Here is a 20,588-nt window from a genome sequence, read left to right as displayed (position 1 = left end):
CTTCGTCCAGGCAGTCCTTGCAGCGTTTAGCGACGGCCACGCGGTCCTCTCATCAGAACGAAGAACCCGATGAGCAGGGCGATCCCTGCGATGAATGTGACGCTCATATCAGCACCAGCATCAGTACGGCCATCCAGATCAGGCAGAAGTATATAAATCTGTTGTCCACGCTCAGACCCCCGCGATCAGTACGCCGAGGCTGATGCCGGCCCACAACGAAGCGAGCGGCCCTGCTGCGAGGAACAGGATGCCAAGAACGTGCAGCGCCCCGGCGCCGAAGGCTTTCGCCTTCTTGACTCTGGCCGGCTTAGCGAGGTGGTTGCCGTAGCCGATGAAGAAGAAGCCGAGCAGCGACGTGAGTGCTGCGCCGACGATGATCGTGAGCAGTCCCACGACGATTGCTGTTGCGAGTGTCACTTGGTTGCCTCCTTGATGGCCTGCTTGATGTCATGTTCTGCTGCGACCTTCTCGCTGCTCAGCATGTTGTAGGAGTCCTTGGCGAAGTCCTTGTATGCGCGGATCAGTTCGTCCTTGGATCCGACCGACAAGTCAGAGAGCGTGTCCACGATGTCCATTGGGCCGTTGCATGAGCATCCGGCATCCTCGTACCAGTAGAAGACCCCGGCGTCGGGGTCGTACCAGGAACCGAAGAAGTCCCACTCGTATCCGCCATCCTCATGAGTGAGGACTTCCGTGGCGCCGACAACCTTGGCGTCACCCCATTCGTTCTTGGCGATTTCAATCAATGCGTTCTCCTTGATTAGCCCAGCCGCATTCGGCTGAGGTCTGCGTAGATGCTGATGGGGTGGCTACCGTCTGCGTAGGCCACCCCGTTTCGGTTCTTCGGGATCGAGATGTGCATGTACTCGCCCGAGCGGTACAAGGTCCAGACGATCTCCGGGATCTTGCTCACCTTCCCGCGCAAACCGGAGAGCGGAATCGGCTTGTCGCCGGCCTCGTATTCTCCGACTGTGTGATGCAGTGCGATTACTGCTGCGCCCGAGTCCCGGGCGATGTCGTGCAGGAACGAGCAGGCATCCGCAAGCTGCCCGAACTCACCCTCCGAGCCCTCCATATGGAGGTTCGAGAGGTTGTCGACGACGATGATCGACGGGTAGGCCCCGTAGACCTCGGCGAATGCGTCGATGTTGTCTAGTACGTCCTGGTCGGACGGGCTCGATGCGAAGTCGAGCCTGACGTGTGATGCGTGGTTCGCTACCGACGCCGCAACGCCGTCAACGTTTCCGCTGAGGACCATGCTGTCGATGTCCTGCATCTGATAGCCGGTCGCCATGGCTCCGGCGCGCTTGAACATGGTCGAGGCGTCCGAGTCCGCGCTGAAGTACAGCGTCGGAAGCACGTCGCCCTCATCATTGCCGCGCTGCGTAAGCGCCTGAGCGACTGCGGACTTGCCCTGTCCGGGTGCTGCCGTGATCAGGGTGAGCTGGCCTCGGCGGGGCACAGCCCCCGCCTGTATCATCTGCGGCCAGGGGCAGGGGATCGGTTCGCCGGCCCCCTCATTACTTCTCAGCCCCTGGGATAGGGTCATCATCTAGGCGGTCAACCTCCCTCCTCGCCTAAAGCGAGAGGGGCCGGCCCGAAGGCCGACCCCGCATTGTCTGTGCTGATCATCGGATGAACTGAGACTGCGCCTTCATGTGGTCCGGCAGATCCTTGATCTGCGACCAGGGGCGCTCATCGACCCACATCTTGTAGGGCTTGCCGGTCTTCTTGCTCACGCCTTCCTTGAAGAGCATGGGCTGGCCGGTGATCGGGTTGGTCGGGGGAGTCATGCCAGCGGGTGCCCCGCCGCCTCCCTGGGGTGCATTGCCCCATCCACCCTGCTGCTGCGGGGGCGCACCCCATCCGCCCTGCTGGGGTGTCTGCTGCTGGGGCTGTCCCCACTGTCCCTGCGGCTGCTGATTGCCGGTGTCCCAGGGGTTGCCGCCCTGCTGCTGCTCCTGATGTACCGGAGTCGGGTTCTGCGCCGGATCAACGGGCGTGGCGCCGAGCACAGAGTTGAGTGCGCCGGTGTTGTTGACCGACGTGACCATCGACTTGATGTTCGCACCGATGCCGGACTGATTCGCGGCCTCGAGGTTCTGCTGGAACTCCTGGATGGAGTTGCCACGGATGGTGAACAAGTCGCCGTCGATCTTCGTGGTGAAGCTGTAGTTCGATTCAGTCAAAGGACTGCCCTTCTGTCGTTTTCTTGCAACAAAAAAGACCAGGCGGTTTGCCTGGTCTCGTATATGGGGTGCCTCTAGCTAGGAAGCTTGAGGTCTTTGAGTGATCTCCGCGTAGCGCTCCTTGACGCCGGGGATGCCCTTGACTCTGCAGTTGTCTTGCTGTGAGCAGACTCGGCAGAAGTCGGACGGAGACGCGATGTAGATGCCAGCTCGTTCGGCCTTGTCGAAGTTCGAGAACTCGGTGGCGAGCAGATCGTCAGTCCAGAGCGTCAGATCGTGCCACACCTCACCCTTCAGGGTGCCGTTGCGCTGGATCCGTGGGAAGAAGAACGCCCCAGACTCGGGGCGGACTCCCATGTTCTCCTCGATCGCCTTGGCGTACACGCCTAGCTGCATCGCAGAGCCTGGATCCTTCGTGCCGGTCTTGATGTCGATGGGCGCGATGCGCCCGTCGCGGTACTCTCTGATCTGGTCGATGTACCCGAGGACTTTCACGCCGCCGATCTCGATGGTGAACTCGAGCTCGCACGCCATGCCCTTCGGGCCGACCGGCCAGACGCGCCACTCGTCAGAGTGAGCCTCGGCGTAGTTGATATAGATCTTGGTCTGATCGGACACAAGAGCTCGCCTGTCGGCGATGTCCGTCTCGCCCTTCTTATTGCCGCCGGTGAGCCAGCGTGCGTAGTCGGGGTTCTGCTCGAGCTCTTCAGCGATGCCCTTGTCGTAATAGTCGAGGGCCAGCTCCTGAGCCTGCTCGATGGTCATGTCTCGACCCGAGAGCTCGTACTCCTCGATGCCGAAATGGACCGCAGAACCATGAATGCTCCAGGCGGTGGGCCGCTCTGGAGCTTTTGCTACCTTGGAGAGCCGGTAGGACTCTCCGCACTGTGCGTAGGTTGTCAGCTGGGAGACCGACCGATGCTTGATGGTCGGTCCCAGCTCAATGACATCAGAGATTGCGCACCACCTCCGCACTGAAGTCGCGGCCGTAGTCGACCAGCTGCTGCACATGCAGCACCTCGCAGATCGCTACTCCTTCGTGGGAGTCGATGAAGTTGACCATGAGCAGGGCGTATCCATACTCACTCGGGTCGCACCCAGGAATGGGATCCTGGTTATCGTCAATTCGGAACACGGCCCTGTCGACACCCTCCGGGTCGACGAAGATCGTGATGCCTTCGGCTTCGATGATTGGTTGGCACTCATCGGCCAAGACGAAATCATGCTCCATATGTAATTTTCCTTTTCTGGCACAGGTATGCCCCCTGGGTATGAAGTCCCAGGGGGCTCTAGCTAACAATAAAAGTTGTACAGCGACCAGGCAATCGGCCGTTATCAATCAGCAATCGAAGCGTTACCGTAGCCGAGTTGCCCACTCCTCAAGTTGCTCGGGAGAAGGTGGTGACTGATCCTTTGCCGGCTGCTGAAGAAGCCCTGGTGTATCGTCCGCCCGGCGTGGCCTGAAGAAGAATCCGCCCTCAGGAACGAGCCTGTAGGGCGGGCTATCTCGGTGGTAGCACACGACGAAATTGTTATATTCGAGAGTCAGGATATGCGTCTCGAAGGTCGGCTTGATGGCCTCCGGGACCTCGACTCCATGCTCCTTCGAGCGGTTGTAGAGTCGGAGCATCCGGGCGGTCTGCCCGTTAAGGTGATGCCGCTCCACGGCCCAGGGCATGAACTCGTTCCCGGGCCGCTTGGCTCCAGTGCTGTTTGCCTCCTCCCTATAGAAGGCGTTGTAGACTGTGGATCGTGGGATGCCGAGGTGCGTTGCCACCGCGTTGATCGAGCCTAGCTCCTTGCGAAGCTTCTCGAGTTCGGCTATGGCTGGTGTCTTTTTTGACGTGGTCAAGGCGCCAGCCCCTTTCATTCAGTTGTGACATGACGTGTTCAGATTTTACCCTGGGCGTGGTCCCCATATGGTCCCCCGCACCGGAAATGGGGGCATAATATGCACAAGATGCACACCATAACCCCTGATAGCTGGCGGGTTCAGGTGCCACCACTACCATTCGCAATGAGAAGGTCAGGGGTTCGATTCCCCTTAGCTCCACGCATCTCTCCGTCGACTCGTTCGATGCCGAATATTGCGTTGTGGACCTCATGCAATCGAAGCCGGACGCCGGGTCAGGCGGCGCGTCGAAGCGAGCAGAGTCAGGACGGACGTGGAATGGACACGAAGACGGCGACCATGACCGGCGTCCTGGGCCTTGCCGGGGTTGCCCATTTCGCCCGACCCAAGCTCTTCGACTCCATCGTCCCGCCTCGGTTGGGCAATCCACGTTTCTGGACCATAGCCAGCGGCGTCGCCGAACTCGGTTGTGCAGGGCTGTTGGCCAACCCGGCCACCCGGCGCCTCGGCGGTGTCGCTTCTGCCGCGCTCATGGCCGGCGTCTTCCCGGCCAACATCTACACAGTGGTCAAGCAGTGGGACAATCCGAAGGGCCGAGCCATCGCCTGTGCGAGACTGCCTCTGCAGATCCCGCTCGTGTGGGCATCGGCGGCGATTGCCGCTGAATCCTACTGATTCTCCTCCTGCACACCCGAACCTCCTGCCGCGATCAGTCCTGAGCTGACCGTTCGCGACGCCCCCTACGCGCCGCCCGTCCTCCTCGCAGAGTGAAGACCTGGCTGCAAGGTTCCGGATCATCTGTTGCAGGCCCTCACCAACCGTGACATATTCGACTCATGGTGGGGAATCTTCCAAGCAATGTCGAGACTTTGGCCGGAATGCACTTCTCTGCGGCCACAGCTGCCTTCCAGATCGAAGGGGCGCGCAGCGCAGATGGTCGCAGCCGCAGCATCTGGGATGACTTCGTTGACACGCCCGGCAACATCATCGACGGCAGCACTGCCGAACCCGGTCCCGACAGCTACCACCGCCTCGATGATGACGTCGCGATGCTTGCCGACCTCGGTGTCGACCGGTACCGGTTCTCCATCTCCTGGACCCGTGTCATTCCGAATGCCGGGACGGACGCCTCGGTGAATTCGGCGGGGCTCGACTACTACGACCGCCTTGTCGACGGACTCCTCGCCGCCGGGATCACACCCGAACCGACGCTCTACCACTGGGACCTGCCGGTCGCACTCGAGGCGAACGGCGGATGGCTCAACCGCGACACAGCCCACCGCTTCGGTGACTATACGCAAGTGGTAGCCGGTCGCCTCGGTGACCGCGTTCGTCATTGGTACACGATCAACGAACCCGCATCGACATCGCTGCAGGGCTATGCGCTGGGGGAACTGGCCCCCGGGCGTACTCTGCTCTTCGACTCTCTGCCCACGGTCCACCACCAGCTGCTGGCCCACGGGATCTCCGCTCCCATACTGCGCGGGCACGGAGCAGTTCAGGCGGTGCCGACGCTCAACCACAGTCTCGTGCTCCCCGCGTCCGAGACTGCCGACGACCAGACCGCTGCCGACCTGCTCTATGCGATTCACAACCGCCTCTTCACTGACCCGCTGCTCACGGGACGATATCCCGACCTCAGCCCCTTCGGCGTCGAGCTGCCGGTGGCCGACGGCGATATGGACCTCATCTCCGCACCGAACGAGGTCTACGGCTTCAACTACTACAATCCGACCACGGTCCGTGCCTCGGCAGGACCGGTGCCGTTCGAGATGGTGCCCACACCCGGGGCGCCCGTGACCGGGTTCGGTCCCATGTGGCCGATCCGACCGGACACGATGCGCGACTTCCTCATCGACATGGGTCGACGCTACGGGTCCGCACTGCCGCCGATCATCATCACCGAGAACGGAGCGTCGTTCCCCGAACCCGACGCCACGGATACGGAAATCATTGATTCCGAGCGGATCGACTATCTGCGTGACCACCTCGGCGCGGTGATCGAAGCGAAAGCAGCAGGTGTGCGCATCGACGGGTACACCGTCTGGTCGCTGTTGGACAATTTCGAATGGGCCGAAGGATGGAGCCAGCGCTTCGGCCTCGTCCACGTCGATATGAACACCGGAACGCGGACGCCGAAAGCCTCGTTCCGCTGGTATCGGGATCTCATCTCCGTGGTTCGGTCATGAGCACGGTCAGCCCTCCGCCTCACCGAGGCGGTTCCGCTTCGCGAGCACGCGTATCGGTTGGGTGGATGGTGTGGTTCACGCTCGCCTGGTTGGCGATCTGGACGGTTCAGCTGACACCGATCCAACTCCTGCTGCCGCTTCAGCTCGACACTCAGAGCGGACACTGGATCGACGGAGTCGTCTGGTCCGGACTCGTCCTCTCGGCCGGGGGCCTGGCCGGAATCGCTGCCGCCCCCGTGGCCGGTCGGCTCTCCGACCGCACCCGGTTGCGGTACGGCCGGAGACGTCCTTGGGCGGTCGGAGGTTCGGTGGTCGCCGCACTCGGTCTCGTCCTCACCGGCAGCGCTGAAGGCCCCCTGTTGGTCGGGGCGGCGTGGGTGGTCACCTCGGTCGGCGTGTCCGTGGCTTCTTCGGCGCTGACCGCGCTCATCGCCGATCAGCTCGATGAGCAGCGCGGTGCGGCCTCGGCTGCAGCCAGTTCGGCTCAAGCGGTCGGCGTCGTCGTCGGCGTCGCCGTGATCGTGCTGCTGGGTCTGAGCACCGGCGCGTCGTATGCGGTGCTGGCCTGCTTCATCCTCGTCATCGGCACGGTCACTGCGCTGCTGCTGCCCGATCCGCCGCTGCCGCATGCCGCCGTGCTCGAGTTCCATGCCCGTCGTGATCTCATTCGGCCGCGGGTGTCCTCACTTGTCGACCCGAGCTTCACCCGGCTGCTCCTCAGCCGCTTCATCGTCAACGTCGGCAATTCGTTCGGAACGTCGCTGCTGCTGTTCTTCCTGCTCTACGGGATCATGATCCCCGCCGCCGACGCCGAGAACCGCCTGCTCATCCTCATCGTCATCTACACGGTCTTCGTGGTGGCGGCCTCGATCCTCGTCGGCATGGTCACGGACAGACGAGGCAGCCGACGCTTCTGGACGGCGATCTCGGCCCTGGTCCAGGCCTGTTCCGGAATCATCATCCTCATCAGCCCGAACTTCACCATGACAGCGGTGGCGGCCGGCGTCATGGGGGCCGGATACGGAGCCTATATGGCGGTCAGCCTCGCTCTGGCCACGGACCTTCTGCTCGACCCGGACGACCACGCCCGTGACCTCAGTCTCGTCAACAGCTCCGCGAACCTCGGACAGCTGATCGGTCCGCTCCTGGGTGCCGGGCTCGTTGCCTTGGTCAGTGGGTTCTGGCTGCTCTTCGCGGCCGCCGCGGTCGTCTCCGTGCTTGGAGCAGGACTGACGCTGACTGTGCACCCGGCACGTGCCGTGCTGCGGGCTCCGCAGCCGGACTGAAGCTCATCCGATTCGTCGGTCGGATGGGCTCTGGCTCAGGCCAGCCCGAGCAGCTTTCCGCTCTTCGACAGTTCCGGGTCCGTACATGAGGACAGATCGAAGCAGCAGGGACGACGTTTGCCGGACTCGAGCTTCGAGATTGCGACGTCGACACGGCGTGCCCGTGTATCGGCGTTCTTTGTCGACTTGATCCAGCGCACCCATTCCCACCGGGCCATCGGCGTGAGTCCGGCCCAGACATCGTCGAGATCACCGGCGCCGTCGAGAGCCGCACGGAGGTCCGAGGGAACCGTCACCTCCGGCCAGTTCTTCGTCGGCGTCAGGCCGACCTCGATCCCCGCTCCTTCTCTCTTCCCAAGCTTCTCCCACTGGTCGTCTTCGAGACTGATCCAATGACCACGGCGTCCGTCGGGTTCGATGACAGTGCTGAATTCGCTGCCATCGAGGGTGCCCGTGACTGCGACCTGTCCGCGTGAGGGCAGCTGATCGCTGGCCTCCTGAGGCAGGCGCAGAATCGGCCGGTCGTAGAGCAGCTCGGCGTTCGCAGTGAAAGTGACGTCGGCAGTCGTGGCGGTCATGGTGACTCCTCAAAGTACGGATGCTCGGGTCGGGACACTCGGCTTCTGTTGAACCAATGACTTTCAGAATAGCGGCACGAGGCGGTGCCGGCTTCTTGATTCCTGACGTACTTCAGCCGATCGCCCGACCCACCCAATCCGGGCGCTCCATGTCGATCTGTGAGATCCGTTCCGCCACGGTGTCCGGGAAGGACACGACTCGGTCCTCCGCCTGGTCGACGTGGAGGGCCATGATCTCTTCGGTCGATACGAGCCGGTCACCGACGTACATCTCATAGGCCAGGTGCAGCTTCTTCTCAGCGGCACTCACGAGGTGCGGGACGACGGTGAGCCTATCGCCGAGGGCCGCCTCGTCGAGGTAGCGGATATGGGATTCGACGGTGTACAGGGACGCCTTCGCGCTTTCCCGGTAGGCGGCATCGAGGCCGAGCTGATCCATCACCTGATCGGTGGCGAAACCGAACACGAGGACGTAGAAGGCTTCGGACATGTGCCCGTTGTAGTCGATCCACTCGGACACGACTTCGGTGCTGTATGACCCGAGTGTTGTCGCCGAGGCGACCCTTGACATCGGTGCGGACGTCGGGGTCGCAGCAGAGGAGGGGGGAGCGCCTGCCGCGCCGTCCGCAGACTCACCGCCGACGGAGCCTGCCGTGGTGGTGGCCAACTGGTCGGTGAGCCGACGCAGGGCGATGATTCCGGCATCACGATGCGCCACGAGGTCGGCGATGGAGCGGTGACCGGCCTCGATATCGCAGCCGGCCACGACATCGTCACGCAGCTGTTGACTGAGCTCCGGGGCGGTCAGCCGCGTCCACGGAGACTTCAGCGAGGGGCCGAAATGGTCGAGCATATGCGCCATTCCGCCCTCGCCGCCGGCGAGGTGGAACGTGAGCATCGGTCCCTGGAACGGCCACCGCAGACCGGGGCCATCGGTGATCGAGCGGTCGATCTGCTCGACCGTGGCCTCGCCCTGCTCGACCATGTACAGGGCCTCGCGCCACTGAGCTTCCTGCAATCGGTTGGCGATGAAGCCGGGGACTTCGCGGTCCATGCGGATGACGGACTTGCCGATATGGCTGAAGAAGCCGGCGGCCCAGTCGACGGCGGCAGCAGATGTGGACCGGCCGCCGACGACCTCGACCAAGGGGATGAGGTAGGGCGGGTTGAACGGGTGGCCGACGACGAGTCGTTCGGGGTGGGCCGCCTCGGTGGCCATTTCGGTCATGCTGTACCCCGAGGTCGACGAGCTGATCACGATACTCGGCGGGCAAGCCGCGTCGACCTGGGCGAGCAGACCGCGCTTGAGCGCGAGGTCCTCGGGAGCGGACTCCTGGACGAACCCGGTGCCTGCGACCGCCTCGGCGAGGTCGGTGTGCATCGACCAAGCGGTGCGGTCGGCTGACTCGACCATGTCGAGTTCGGCCAGGGCCGGCCAGGCCGCGTCGAGGAGGCGCGCGAACTTCTCACCGGCGTCCGGAGCCGGGTCCCAGATCTTCACCCGGTAGCCCTGTGCGAGGAAGTATGCGGCCCAGCCGCCGCCGATCGTTCCAGCCCCGACGCAGGTGACGGTGTCGATGGCGTCGAAGCCGGGGAACTCCGGCGTGTCGGGAATGGGCGCGGCGGGGGTGGAATCGTTCACAGATCGCCTCCGGTGATGGTCGGTGTCTGCACGCGGAGATCAAGGATCTCGCGGGCCTCGTCCGGGGTGGCGACTGATGCGCCGAGACCGGTGATGATGTCGACGGCACGAGCGGTGAGATCGGCGTTCGTGGCCTTGACGCCCTTGGACATGTAGAGGTTGTCCTCGAGTCCCACGCGGGCATGACCACCGGCGAGCACGGAGTGGGCCACCCACGGCAGCTGGTTGGCACCGATGGCAAATGACGTGAACTGCGCACCTTTGGGCAGCATGTTCACCATTGCGGCCAACAGGCCAGGATCGGCCGGAGCACCGTAAGGGATGCCCATGCACAGCTGGTACAGGGGCGGGGCGTCGATGAGTCCCTCCTCGACCAGCACATTGGCGAACCACAGATTGCCGGTGTCGAAGATCTCCATTTCGGGACGCACTCCCAGAGTCTGGATGCGCTTCGACCCTTCGCGGAGCATGTCGGGGGTCGAGACATAGAGGTTCGAACCTTCGCCGAAGTTGAGGCTGCCGCAGTCGATCGTGCAGATCTCGGGCAGCAGCTCCTCGACGTGGGGGAGTCGGTCCAGGGCGTTGATGAGATCGGTGCCCGGCATCGTGGTCAGCGGATCCTGCGGATCGATGACGAGGTCGCCGCCCATCCCGGCGGTGAGGTTGATGACCGGGGCGACGTCGGAGGCGCGGATGCGGCGAACCACTTCGCGGTAGTAGGCGACTTCGCGCGAACCCTGTTTCGTCTCGAGGTCGCGGACGTGGATGTGGACCACCGACGCCCCGGCGCGGGCCGCCGCAATGGCATCGTTCGCAATCTCTTCGGGGCTGACGGGAACGTGTTCGCTCTTGCCGGTGGTGTCCCCGGCTCCTGTGACGGCACAGGTGAGGATGACCTTGCGGTTCATGATGACTCCTTCAGTCGATCGGCGGGTGTTGCGGTTGCGGGTTCTGTGGGATGCATGATGGCGCGATCGAGGTAGGAGCGCAGACGCCGGGAGAAGGTCTCGGTGTCCATCACCCCGGTGAGCACCTTGATTCCGAGTCCGTCGAGGAGGGAGGTGAGCTCGTCGGCCATGGCACGTGGATCACCGCCTCGGAAGCAGCCGGTGCGCTGACCGTCCTCGAGCGTCGTCTGGACGGTGCGCGACCAGCGTTCGTAGCTGAGCGGATAGTTCGACAGAGCCGAACCTTCGAGGGCCATTCGAGTCCACGTCTGCAGCCAGATCGACCATTCGCCGCGTTCCGTGCGTCCCAGTGGGGACTGCAGCTTCAGCAGACTTTCGAGTCTCTGCGCGGGGTCCGCGATGTCGTCGAGCCACGCGATCTGACGGTCGAAGGCGAGTTTGACCGAATAGTCGAGAGCGGCATCGAAGAGCCTGGATTTGTTGGCGAAGTAGTAATGGATGCTCGGCGCCGAGACCCCGGACGCCGCCGCGATATCGGCGATGCGCACCGCGTCGAAGCCGTACCGGCCGAACAGCGTCCACGCCGTCTCGGCGATCGTGCGTCTCGGGTTGGCGTCGTCGTCGCTGACTGCCGCGGCTGCTGGGTTCGGCGGAAGCGCGGAGACCTGGGACTCGTCGCCGAGCAGCCACCGGACGGTCACACCTGTGGCGGTGGCCACGCCGAGGAGCTCATCGGCAGTGAAGCGGCGGCGACCTGACAGCGCCTTGGACAGCTTCGTCTCGTCGATGCCGATCACAGAGGCGATCTTGCGCTGCTTCAATCCGGACTGCCGGATGGCGTCCCGGACGCGGAGTCCGGTGGCCTCGGAGCCCCTGTCGATCGTGCCGCGGGAATGATCCCCGGCTTCGGTCGTCTGCCCTCCTGTCATGGTGCCGAACCTACCTCAGCAACAAGTCCGCTCGCAAGTAAATATGAATAAGAGTCAGAACTTGCGATCAGTGGCCATGGAGAAGAATTCGTGTCGATCCGAACCGTCCGAGGCACCACAAATCGGTTCTATGCGGTTAGTCTCGTTATCGGTGGGCGATCCCCATCACCATCGACCGCGCCGAGGAGCCCCAATGACCGACAGTCTTCATTCCCGCATGCACGTTGTCTCCGATGAGACCCGAAACCTCGTGAATCTCGTGCTCGAGTACTCGCGTCGTCGGACTCTGGCCGAGGACACCCCGCTCGACCATCCGACCTCGGAAGCCGAGCTGCGTCGACTGGCCGGTCCCACCGTCACCGAGGAGGGGCTGGGATCAGCTCGGGCGCTGGCGATCTTCGAGCACATCTTTGCTCCGGCCTGTATCTCCACCGACCATCCGAAGTACCTGTCGTTCATCCCCAGCGCTCCCACGAAGGCGGCTGTCGCCTTCGATCTGGTCGTCTCCGCCAGCGCTCTCTACGGCGGTTCGTGGCTCGAAGGTGCCGGAGTCGTCCATGCAGAGAACGAAGTCCTGCGCTGGCTGGCGGGAGAGTTCGGGCTGCCCGCTGGAGCCGGGGGAGTCTTCGTCCAAGGAGGTACGATCGGCAACCTCTCAGCTCTCGTCGCCGCCCGCAACGCACAGAAGGAGAAGCTCGGTGAGACTCGGCCGGGACGCTGGGTGATCGTGTGCAGCGCCGAAGCCCACTCCTCGGTCGCCTCCGCTGCCGAGGTCATGGATGTCGATGTCGCCCCGGTGGCCACCGGCGAGGACGGGATCCTGCGTCCCGACGGCGTGCGTGAGGCCCTGCTCGAACACGGGGACGCCGTGATCGCGGTGGTCGCCACCTCGGGGACGACGAACTTCGGCACCATCGATGACATCGCCGGCATCGCCGCTCTCAAGGACGAGTTCGACTTCTGGCTCCACATCGACGGCGCCTACGGTCTGGCCGCGATGCTCTCGCCGCAGGCACGCCACAAGTTCGCCGGAGTGGAGAAGGCCGATTCGCTCATCGTCGACCCTCACAAATGGCTCTTCGCTCCCTTCGACGCCTGTGCGCTCATCTACCGCGATCCGAATTCGGGGAGGCGAGCGCACACGCAGAAGGCCGAATATCTCGATACGCTCACCGACGCTCAGGATTGGAGCCCCTCAGACTTCGCCATCCAGCTGACGCGGCGACCGCGTGGGCTGCCGCTGTGGTATTCGCTGGCCAGCTATGGTGCCGAAACGTATCGGGAGGCGATCGGCCATTCGATCGATCTGGCGCGTGAGATCGCCACGGAGATCAAGCATCGAGAGCATCTGCGGCTCGTGCGCGAACCCGAACTCTCGGTCGTCGTGTTCGAACGCGACGGTTGGCAGCGGTCGGATTATGACGCATGGTCGGATCGTCTGCTCGAGGACCAGCGCGCTTTCGTCGTCCCGAGCTCGCACCAGGGGCGGCCGAATGCCAGGTTCGCGATCGTCAATCCGCTGACGACGTTCGACGATCTCACCGACATCCTCGATTCGATGGAGTGAATGGATGCGTTCGATCCGTCCTTCACTGAGGTCCTCGATCTTCTGAGGGCCCCGCAGAGGTGACGGTCGCTCAGTCTTCGGGTGCATCCTCGGCGGCGGTCGTCGGCTTCGACCGGGGACGGAGTTCGACGGTGAAGGCGGGAAGCAGAGCCTGGGTGATCGGGCCGATCCCCAAGGCATAGAGGACTGTGCCGACCCCGACGACTCCGCCGAGAAGCCAGCCCACGGCGACGACGCTGACTTCGATGAGGGTGCGCACCAGTCGGATCGAGCGTCCGGTCACGCGGGAGAGCCCGGTCATCAGCCCATCGCGGGGGCCCGGCCCGAATTGGGAGCCGATGTACATCGCCGAGGCGGCCCCGTTGAGGACGACGCCCGTGACCATGAGCGCGATGTTCCACCCGAGTTCTTCGGGCCGGGGCAGGAACAGGCGGGTGAGGTCGAGCGCCGGCCCGACGAGGAGGGCATTGAGAATCGTGCCGATCCCCGGCTGCTGGCGCAGCGGGATCCAGATGAGGAGCACGAGGAACGCGAGAATCGTGATGATGGTGCCGAAGGTCAGCGGCACGTGCTTCTGAATGCCGGAGTGGAGGACGTCCCACGGCATCATGCCCAAGCCCGCGTTGACCATCATCGCCATCGAGGCACCGAAGAGGTAGAGGCCGAGGATCAGCTGGGGGAGACGCCGCCACAGCCGTCCGCCGCGCAGCTGAGCGATGGGACCGACGTTGGCCAGTTGACGCCTCGGGGCTCTCATCTTCGTCATGTGGTGGCTTTCTGAGGGTGCGATCAGAGGGACATTTCCATCATGACCGAAATTGGTCTTGTGCGATATAGCCACTTCGTGGAAAGTGGTCCCATGAGGTCAGAACCATGAGCACACCGGTCCTGGGAGCCAAACGACTCATCGGCATCATCGGAGACGGACCGTGGAAGGCGCCCGCATACGAATCGCTGGCTGCCGCAGTGGCCGCGGCGATCACCGACGGACGACTCCCGGTCGGCACGAGGCTGCCGAGCGAACGCGAACTCGCAGCCGCCTCCGGTCTCTCGCGGACGACGACGGGACGGGCGTACGCTCAGCTGCGGGAACAGGAATACATTCTCACTCGCCGAGGCTCCGGCAGCATCGTTCAGCTGCCCAGCGTCCCGGGCGGCCGTATCGACCACCTGCTCTCACCTGCCGGCGGCGACGAGTCGGAGGTCGATCTCACGTGCACCGCTCCGGTCGCACCTCCGGATATCCTCGACGCCTACGATCGGGCACTGTCACGTTTGGGTGCCTACCTGCCCGGCACCGGGTACTATCCTTCCGGGTTGCCGGTGCTGCGGGAGATCATCGCCGATCGCTATACCCGGCGCGGCGCCCCGACCGACCCTGATCAGATCCTCATCACCTCTGGGGCACTCGGCGGTGCGGCCATCGCCGTCCGCGCCCTCCTCGACGTCGAACCGCATGAGTCCGCGCGCCTCGGCGGGGCACGGTCGACCTCGCGGGTGCTCATCGAAAGCCCCACCTATCCGAATGCGATCGCCACACTCGAAGGCGCGGGCGCCGCTCTCGTGACCTACCCCCTCGAGTTCGGAACTCAGGGGCACCATTGGGACATCGACGCCATGGAGCAGCTGATGGGACAGACACGTCCGCGCAGCGCCTATCTCATCCCCGACTTCCACAATCCGACCGGCGCACTGCTGCCCGAAGCCCAGCGCAGTGAGCTCGCGGAGGCTCTTCGTCGGCATCGAGTCGTCCCCGTCTTCGACGAATCCCTCGTCGAACTGGAACTCGAGGACGGCAGGATGGCCACTCCGATGTCCGCGCTGATCACGGACGCGGTGACAGTGGGCAGTGTGAGCAAGATCTATTGGGGAGGTCTGCGCATCGGATGGATGCGCATTCCCCGCCACCGGATCGGTCATTTCGCGTCCTCCCGGCTCGGACTCGACCTGGGAGCACCGGTCCTCGAACAGCTCGTCACGGTCGAACTCATGAGCAATCACGATGCTGTCGTCGCCGACTGCCGCTCCCGGCTCAGAGCCGCCCGAGACCTGCTCGCCGCACAGGTGAGGTCATGGCTGCCAGAGTGGAAGCTCATCGTCCCCTCCGGTGGAATGGCGCTGTGGGCCGAACTGCCGGAGGCACGTTCCGGGGTACTCTCGATCGCCGCGAGAAACCATGGTCTCCGCCTCGTCGCAGGACCGAACTTCGCCCCCGCCGGTGGACTCGATCGGTGGGTGCGCCTGCCCTATACGGTGACGGAGAGCGAACTGCAGCATGTGGGGCCGCGACTGGCCGCAGCCTGGGAGGAAGCCAAATCGATGACCGGACGTGGACCGACCGACCGGGCCCGCATCGTGGCGTGAACATCGCGGGCACGCAGGGAAAACCTGAGTACGATGACCGTATGGGAGACGACAGCGGACTCAGTCACGATGGGCAGTACTCGACGGCGACGACCGTCGGGGAGTTCCGAGCCAATATCGCCGAGGTGAAGCGCCGGATCGCCGCTGCCGCCGAGCGCGCCGGCCGGGACCGCGCCGACATCGAGCTGCTTCCAGTGAGCAAGACCGTACCCCAGGAACGCATCCGCCTCGCCGTTGCCGCCGGTTGTGCGAAGTTGGGTGAGAACAAGGTTCAGGAGGCCCACCGCAAATCCGAGGAGATGGCCGACCTCGACATCGATTGGGCTGTGATCGGGCACCTCCAGTCGAATAAAGCCAAGGACGTGGCGAAGTTCGCCAGCGAATTCCAGGCGCTCGACCGACTCAAGGTCGCCAGAGCCCTCGACCGTCGACTCGAAGCGGAAGGACGCAGCCTCGACGTGTATGTCCAGGTCAACACCTCCTCTGAGGACTCCAAATTCGGCATGCCGCCGGAAGAGCTCCTCGACTTCCTCAAGGAGGTGCGAGCCTTCGAGACTCTCAAGGTCCAGGGACTGATGACTTTGGCAGTCTTCTCTTCGGATATCGACCGTGTCCGTCCCTGCTTCCAGCTTCTGCGCGGTCTGCGCGACCAGGTTCGCGAAACCGATCCTGACCTTCTCGGCCTGGGGCGGCTGTCGATGGGCATGTCTGGTGACTTCGAAGTGGCCATCGAAGAGGGCGCAGACTGCGTCCGTGTGGGGCAGGCCATCTTCGGTCGACGAGCGCTGCCGGACTCCCACTACTGGCCCGAAGCCGACTGAACGGCCGACCGGCTGTGCCTCCTTCCCACCCGGAGTCCGGACGTGACAAGCCATCGGCTCAGACGAGTTCGGACGCCGTTCGGCGCCCCTCGACGCAGACGCTCTGGTGGTTCGGCGGTGCCGTGCTCGGCGTCATCCTCGGTGCGGGAATCTCCGGATTCGCCGCTCTGGCCGAAACCGCCCTGACGTCGTGCCTCATCGCTCTGCTCTTCCTCACGTTCCTCGACATCCCTTTCGAAACGGGATTGCGTGCGGTTCGCGATCTGCCTCTTCTTGCTGTGACGGCGGCCTTGAACTTCCTCATCGTCCCGCTGGTCGTCGCCGGTCTCATATCGGTCTTCGACATCGCTGATCCGCTGCTGCCGGCTGTGCTCATCGTGCTGCTGTGTCCCTGCATCGACTACGTCATAGCGTTCACACGTGCTGCAGGAGGCGCCGCCGATCGCCTGCTGATGCTCACTCCCATGCTCATGATCGCTCAGCTGCTGTTGCTGCCCGTGATGCTGTGGGCGGTCACCGGAGGGCGGCTGAGCATCGATCTGCCTGTTCGTCCGCTCGTCGGCGCGCTGGTGCTGTTCATCATCATTCCTCTTACGGCCGCCGTCGTCGTTCGTCGACTTGCCCGCCGGACGCCACGATTGGGCCGGCCCCTCGCCGCGAGCGCACGTCTGATGGATCCGGTCATGACGCTGACGCTGCTCGTCATCACTGCCTCGGTCACCCCGAGGATCGCCCATTCCGCCGGACAGTTGGGGACCGTGGCCGTCGTCTTCGCAGTCTTCGCTGTCGTGATGACCACGATCGGGTGGGGCGTCACGCGGGCTCTGCACGTCGGTCCGCGGCGATCACGTGCTGTGATCCTCTCCGCCGTCACGCGCAATTCCCTGGTCATGCTTCCGATCGTTCGTGCGATCACCGGGGAGGGCATCGGTCCAGCGGGGGTCGTGACGCAGACCCTCATCGAGCTTCTTGTTCTGATCGTCCTCGTCCGCGTCCTGCCTCGTCTGGTGCCGGCCACTGCCGTGGCCGAAAACCGCTAGTAATCGTACTCCTTGGGGCGGACAATGGAACTATGTTCACCTCCGATCAGTGTTATCAGGCAGTCACTTCCCGTGACCGACGCTTCGATGGAATGTTCTTCACCGCGGTGCGCACCACCGGGATCTTCTGCCGTCCGTCGTGTCCGGCGAGGACTCCGCGGCGGGAGAACGTGGACTTCTTCGTCACGGCCGCGGCCGCGGCAGACGCCGGTTTTCGGGCCTGCCGACGGTGCCGCCCGGATGCCAGTCCGAATTCGCCGCAGTGGGATACCCGCGGAGACGTCGTGGCCCGAGCCATGCGCCTCATCCGCGACGGTGCCGTCGACCGCGGAGGAGTCGCAACCCTCGCCGCCGAACTCGGGTACAGCACTCGCCAACTCGGGCGCCTCATCCACGCCGAGCTCGGTGCCGGACCTCTGGCGCTGGCTCGCACCGAAAGGGTACGCACTGCCAGGACACTCATCGAGGCCACCTCGATGCCGATGAGCGAGATCGCCTTCGCCGCCGGCTTCTCCAGTATCCGACAGTTCAACGACACCTTCCGAACGATGTATTCGATCAGCCCACGACAGCTGCGCAGAGACGGTGCCGAACATTCGGTGACCGACGAAGTCGTACTCCGATTGGCGTATCGCCCGCCGTTCGACTTCGCGCATCTGCTGGGGTACTTCGAGGCACGAGCCGTTGCCGGGATCGAAAATGTCTCGGACGGCGCCTACACCCGGTCGATGCGGCTGGCTCACGGTCCCGCCGTGATCACGGTGCGGCAAGGGCACGGGGACTTCGTTGACTGCCGTCTCCGCCTGGCCGACACCCGCGACCTCGGCAGCGCCGTCGCACGAGTCCGGCGCCTCCTCGACCTCGATGCCGACCCCGAGGCGATCGCCCATACACTGCGGTCGGCGGGCCTGCGCCGCCTCGTCGACGACCATCCAGGACTTCGTTCACCGGGCCACAGCGACCCCGTCGAACTGGCTCTGCGGACAGTCCTCGGACAGCAGATCTCCTTGGCCGCCGCCCGCACCCATCTGGAACGCCTCGTCGCAGGTGTTGGAGAATCACTGCCGGAGGAGCTGAGCTTCGGCGGAGTCGACAGGGTCTTTCCCACCGCCGAGGCGATCGCCGCTGTCCCCGCATCCGAATGGGCGTTGCCTTCGAGTCGGATCAGGACGATTCAGACACTGTCGCAGGCGTTGGCCGAGGGCAGTGTGGACCTCGGCGCGGGCAGCGACCGCGAGGAAGCGAGCCGGAATCTGCTGGCACTGCCCGGAATCGGTCCGTGGAGCAACGGCTATATCCGGATGCGCGCCCTCGGAGATCCCGACGTCTTCATGGACTCAGACCTCGGCGTTAAGAAGACCATCGCCGATCTCGACGCGAGTTCAGCGGCACCTGTCGATTGGAAACAGGTCGCAATGAACTGCAGTCCCTGGCGCTCCTACCTGACCCACCTGCTGTGGGCACATCACGCCCGCAGCCCAGCAGCCTGACCGACCGAGACCGAGCAAGGAATGATTCTGCCCATGACTCACCGACACGAAGGACACGCAGACATGACCACGCCGACAACGACCCAACCCGACACCGCACGGAAGTTCACCGCTGCCATGGAGCTGCCGACCGCCTCGGCACCGGTATATACGACGATCCTCGATACGGACCTGGGACCTCTCCTGCTCACCTCGGATGGGACCCACCTCACCGGGCTCTATCTCGAGGTCTCCGAGGCGATCGATGCTCGACTCGACAGAATGTTCGGAGTCGAACCGACTCCGGAAGACGACCTGGAGATCTTCCACCGCGCCGAGGCACAGCTGGGGGAGTACCTTTCAGGCCATCGCACACAGTTCGATCTGCCCTTGGCGGCGAAGGGAACGGAATTCCAACGCTCGGTGTGGCAGGCGCTGACGCAGATTCCGTTTGGCAGCACAGCAGGTTACGGTGAGCTGGCCGAGATGCTGGGAAGACCCGGTGCGGCGCGTGCTGTGGGGGCCGCCAACGGAAAGAACCCCATCAGCATCATCGTGCCCTGCCACCGAGTCATCGGAGCGGACGGATCCCTGACCGGCTACGCATGGGGAGAGGGAAAGAAACGCACCTTGCTCACCCTGGAAACCCGCCCCTAATTACTACCTGACGGCGGCCCAGCAACCTCGCGCCAGGTTGCTGGGCCGCCGTCAGGTAGCAAGAAGGGCGGGGATCCTTGTTTGGATCCCCGCCCTTCAGCGGTGGAGGTAAGGGGATTCGAACCCCTGACCTTCTCCATGCCATGGAGACGCGCTACCAACTGCGCCATACCCCCGCTTGCCTGATCAATATTACCCACGTGTGGGTGAGAGACCAAATCGGCGGAGAGTGACGCTCGCCACAAGGGCGGGAATACTGGAACCCCGTGTTCAGGCACTGATCGGGGCCGACCCCGCGGCCCGAGTCCGATGAACTCGGGCCGCGGCGAGTCAGCTATCCGCCGAGGATTCTCCGCGGTGGATCAGATGAACGGCCGGACCTGGCTGAGGTAGCGCACGATATCCCGCTCGCGCAGTTCACGTACGCGCTGCTCGCGAGCGTGTTCGCGCAGGCGAGCCTGCTGACGACGGGCAACCTTCAGGCGGCGAGACTCGGGTGTCGGGGCTGGGCGGCGCGCCCACCGGATGAGCTTCATTCCGGTGCTCAGGGCCCAGCGTCGTGGATAGGTGAATGGGAATGTGGTGGACACAATTATTCCTCGTGGTTTTCGGGCAGGGGATATCCGCAAATGGGCAGGAGATATCCCGGAATGACGGTCAGATAAACAATTGCCGAAAAAGTCGTGACATTGACAATGAATCGCCTGCGCAAGGGTGCATATGACAAAGGCAGCTAATTGCCAATATGGGAATAGGTCATTGCAATGACAGATTCACTGATATGGCAACGGAATACGATAGGCAATGAATCCGAACTGGTCGGCCGCACAGCGGAAGGCGCCAGGTGGTACGGCGCTCACTCGCGAATGCAGCAGATCGGACCGAACTCAATGATGTTGGCGTGAAGTGGCCGGATCAGGTGCGGCAACTGGCGGTGCTAGGCACAGCAGGGATGCCGAAAGTGATCTGGACACAAGCCGGGCGTGAAGAATGCCGGATATCAGGCAACCGGTGGCTCAGAGGACAACGGTGGCCGGAAGCCAACCGGTGGAAAAGACGTGGGAGACGGCTGTGTCAGCCGACGAGTCCTTGTCCGC

Annotated in this window: 22 protein-coding genes and 1 tRNA gene; 9 read left to right on the top strand and 14 right to left on the bottom strand. The window is 63.8% G+C overall.

The window, feature by feature from the left end; genetic code table 11:
• Positions 1-171: 171 nt before the first annotated feature.
• The 7 genes from ACU4IU_RS19115 to ACU4IU_RS19085 form a co-directional block, all read right to left on the bottom strand.
• Positions 172-417 carry a hypothetical protein gene (locus ACU4IU_RS19115; protein WP_446657565.1) on the bottom strand — a complete coding sequence of 82 codons (246 nt, stop codon included), beginning with the start codon at positions 415-417 and terminating at the stop codon, positions 172-174.
• Complete coding sequence (locus ACU4IU_RS19110) at positions 414-746, bottom strand: DUF7574 domain-containing protein (RefSeq protein ID WP_446657564.1); 333 nt, start codon at positions 744-746, stop codon at positions 414-416. Before ACU4IU_RS19110 ends, ACU4IU_RS19115 begins: the two co-directional genes overlap by 4 nt.
• 14 nt (positions 747-760) lie before the next feature.
• Positions 761-1,462: a DnaB-like helicase C-terminal domain-containing protein gene (locus ACU4IU_RS19105; protein WP_446657563.1), complete on the bottom strand. Its 702-nt coding sequence runs from the start codon at positions 1,460-1,462 to the stop codon at positions 761-763.
• A gap of 166 nt (positions 1,463-1,628) precedes the next feature.
• Positions 1,629-2,189, bottom strand: coding sequence for a hypothetical protein (locus tag ACU4IU_RS19100; protein ID WP_446657562.1), 561 nt, complete (start codon positions 2,187-2,189; stop codon positions 1,629-1,631).
• A gap of 78 nt (positions 2,190-2,267) precedes the next feature.
• Entirely contained in the window at positions 2,268-3,200 is a 933-nt protein-coding gene (locus ACU4IU_RS19095; RefSeq protein ID WP_446657561.1) for a RecB family exonuclease, read from the bottom strand.
• Positions 3,139-3,420, bottom strand: coding sequence for a hypothetical protein (locus ACU4IU_RS19090; protein WP_446657560.1), 282 nt, complete (start codon positions 3,418-3,420; stop codon positions 3,139-3,141). The genes ACU4IU_RS19095 and ACU4IU_RS19090 overlap by 62 nt, the downstream gene beginning before the upstream one ends.
• 123 nt (positions 3,421-3,543) lie before the next feature.
• A complete protein-coding gene (locus ACU4IU_RS19085; protein ID WP_446657559.1) occupies positions 3,544-4,041 on the bottom strand; it encodes a hypothetical protein in 498 nt (165 codons plus the stop codon).
• Positions 4,042-4,359: 318 nt separating this feature from the next.
• On the opposite strand from ACU4IU_RS19085, the gene ACU4IU_RS19080 reads away from it, so the two are divergent.
• The 3 genes from ACU4IU_RS19080 (at position 4,360) to ACU4IU_RS19070 (ending at position 7,516) form a co-directional block, all read left to right on the top strand.
• Positions 4,360-4,716, top strand: coding sequence for a DoxX family protein (locus ACU4IU_RS19080; RefSeq protein WP_248283835.1), 357 nt, complete (start codon positions 4,360-4,362; stop codon positions 4,714-4,716).
• 161 nt (positions 4,717-4,877) lie between these two features.
• Positions 4,878-6,230, top strand: coding sequence for a GH1 family beta-glucosidase (locus ACU4IU_RS19075; protein WP_446657558.1), 1,353 nt, complete (start codon positions 4,878-4,880; stop codon positions 6,228-6,230).
• Complete coding sequence (locus ACU4IU_RS19070) at positions 6,122-7,516, top strand: MFS transporter (protein WP_345788931.1); 1,395 nt, start codon at positions 6,122-6,124, stop codon at positions 7,514-7,516. Before ACU4IU_RS19075 ends, ACU4IU_RS19070 begins: the two co-directional genes overlap by 109 nt.
• Before the next feature lie 35 nt (positions 7,517-7,551).
• On the opposite strand, the gene ACU4IU_RS19065 is transcribed toward ACU4IU_RS19070, so the two are convergent.
• From ACU4IU_RS19065 to ACU4IU_RS19050, 4 genes are all read right to left on the bottom strand, one after another.
• Positions 7,552-8,094: a YdeI/OmpD-associated family protein gene (locus ACU4IU_RS19065; RefSeq protein ID WP_139467060.1), complete on the bottom strand. Its 543-nt coding sequence runs from the start codon at positions 8,092-8,094 to the stop codon at positions 7,552-7,554.
• Positions 8,095-8,206: 112 nt separating this feature from the next.
• Positions 8,207-9,736, bottom strand: a complete 1,530-nt coding sequence (locus ACU4IU_RS19060) for a 3-hydroxyacyl-CoA dehydrogenase NAD-binding domain-containing protein (RefSeq protein ID WP_446657557.1) — start codon at positions 9,734-9,736, stop codon at positions 8,207-8,209.
• Positions 9,733-10,644, bottom strand: a complete 912-nt coding sequence (locus tag ACU4IU_RS19055) for a 3-keto-5-aminohexanoate cleavage protein (RefSeq protein ID WP_139467064.1) — start codon at positions 10,642-10,644, stop codon at positions 9,733-9,735. Before ACU4IU_RS19055 ends, ACU4IU_RS19060 begins: the two co-directional genes overlap by 4 nt.
• Positions 10,641-11,573: a TetR family transcriptional regulator C-terminal domain-containing protein gene (locus ACU4IU_RS19050; protein WP_446657556.1), complete on the bottom strand. Its 933-nt coding sequence runs from the start codon at positions 11,571-11,573 to the stop codon at positions 10,641-10,643. Before ACU4IU_RS19050 ends, ACU4IU_RS19055 begins: the two co-directional genes overlap by 4 nt.
• A 193-nt stretch (positions 11,574-11,766) precedes the next feature.
• Here ACU4IU_RS19050 and ACU4IU_RS19045 point away from each other — a divergent pair, with 193 nt between their 5' ends.
• Positions 11,767-13,140: a pyridoxal phosphate-dependent decarboxylase family protein gene (locus ACU4IU_RS19045; RefSeq protein WP_139907974.1), complete on the top strand. Its 1,374-nt coding sequence runs from the start codon at positions 11,767-11,769 to the stop codon at positions 13,138-13,140.
• 70 nt (positions 13,141-13,210) lie between these two features.
• Here ACU4IU_RS19045 and yczE read toward each other — a convergent pair whose 3' ends face one another.
• Complete coding sequence (gene yczE / locus ACU4IU_RS19040; protein WP_139467070.1) at positions 13,211-13,906, bottom strand: membrane protein YczE; 696 nt, start codon at positions 13,904-13,906, stop codon at positions 13,211-13,213.
• 107 nt (positions 13,907-14,013) lie between these two features.
• Here yczE and yczR point away from each other — a divergent pair, with 107 nt between their 5' ends.
• The 5 genes from yczR (at position 14,014) to ACU4IU_RS19015 (ending at position 19,491) form a co-directional block, all read left to right on the top strand.
• Positions 14,014-15,504 carry a MocR-like transcription factor YczR gene (yczR, locus tag ACU4IU_RS19035; protein ID WP_139467071.1) on the top strand — a complete coding sequence of 497 codons (1,491 nt, stop codon included), beginning with the start codon at positions 14,014-14,016 and terminating at the stop codon, positions 15,502-15,504.
• 41 nt (positions 15,505-15,545) lie between these two features.
• Complete coding sequence (locus ACU4IU_RS19030) at positions 15,546-16,325, top strand: YggS family pyridoxal phosphate-dependent enzyme (protein WP_139467073.1); 780 nt, start codon at positions 15,546-15,548, stop codon at positions 16,323-16,325.
• A 14-nt stretch (positions 16,326-16,339) separates the two neighbouring features.
• Positions 16,340-17,365, top strand: a complete 1,026-nt coding sequence (locus tag ACU4IU_RS19025; RefSeq protein ID WP_172169308.1) for an arsenic resistance protein — start codon at positions 16,340-16,342, stop codon at positions 17,363-17,365.
• Between the two features lie 32 nt (positions 17,366-17,397).
• Positions 17,398-18,855, top strand: coding sequence for a DNA-3-methyladenine glycosylase 2 family protein (locus ACU4IU_RS19020; RefSeq protein WP_139467076.1), 1,458 nt, complete (start codon positions 17,398-17,400; stop codon positions 18,853-18,855).
• 63 nt (positions 18,856-18,918) lie between these two features.
• On the top strand, positions 18,919-19,491 hold the full coding sequence (locus ACU4IU_RS19015) for a methylated-DNA--[protein]-cysteine S-methyltransferase (RefSeq protein WP_446657555.1): 573 nt from the start codon (positions 18,919-18,921) through the stop codon (positions 19,489-19,491).
• 103 nt (positions 19,492-19,594) lie between these two features.
• Here the strand turns inward: ACU4IU_RS19015 and ACU4IU_RS19010 are convergent.
• Positions 19,595-19,667, bottom strand: a tRNA-Ala gene (locus tag ACU4IU_RS19010).
• A 186-nt stretch (positions 19,668-19,853) separates the two neighbouring features.
• Positions 19,854-20,081 (bottom strand): hypothetical protein, encoded by a 228-nt coding sequence (locus ACU4IU_RS19005; protein WP_139467077.1) that lies wholly within the window; start codon positions 20,079-20,081, stop codon positions 19,854-19,856.
• Between the last annotated feature and the right edge of the window lie 507 nt (positions 20,082-20,588).

The organism is Brevibacterium sp. CSND-B09 (assembly GCF_052906525.1).
Note: the sequence above shows the minus strand (reverse complement) of the source record. Positions and strands in the feature narration are given on the sequence as shown.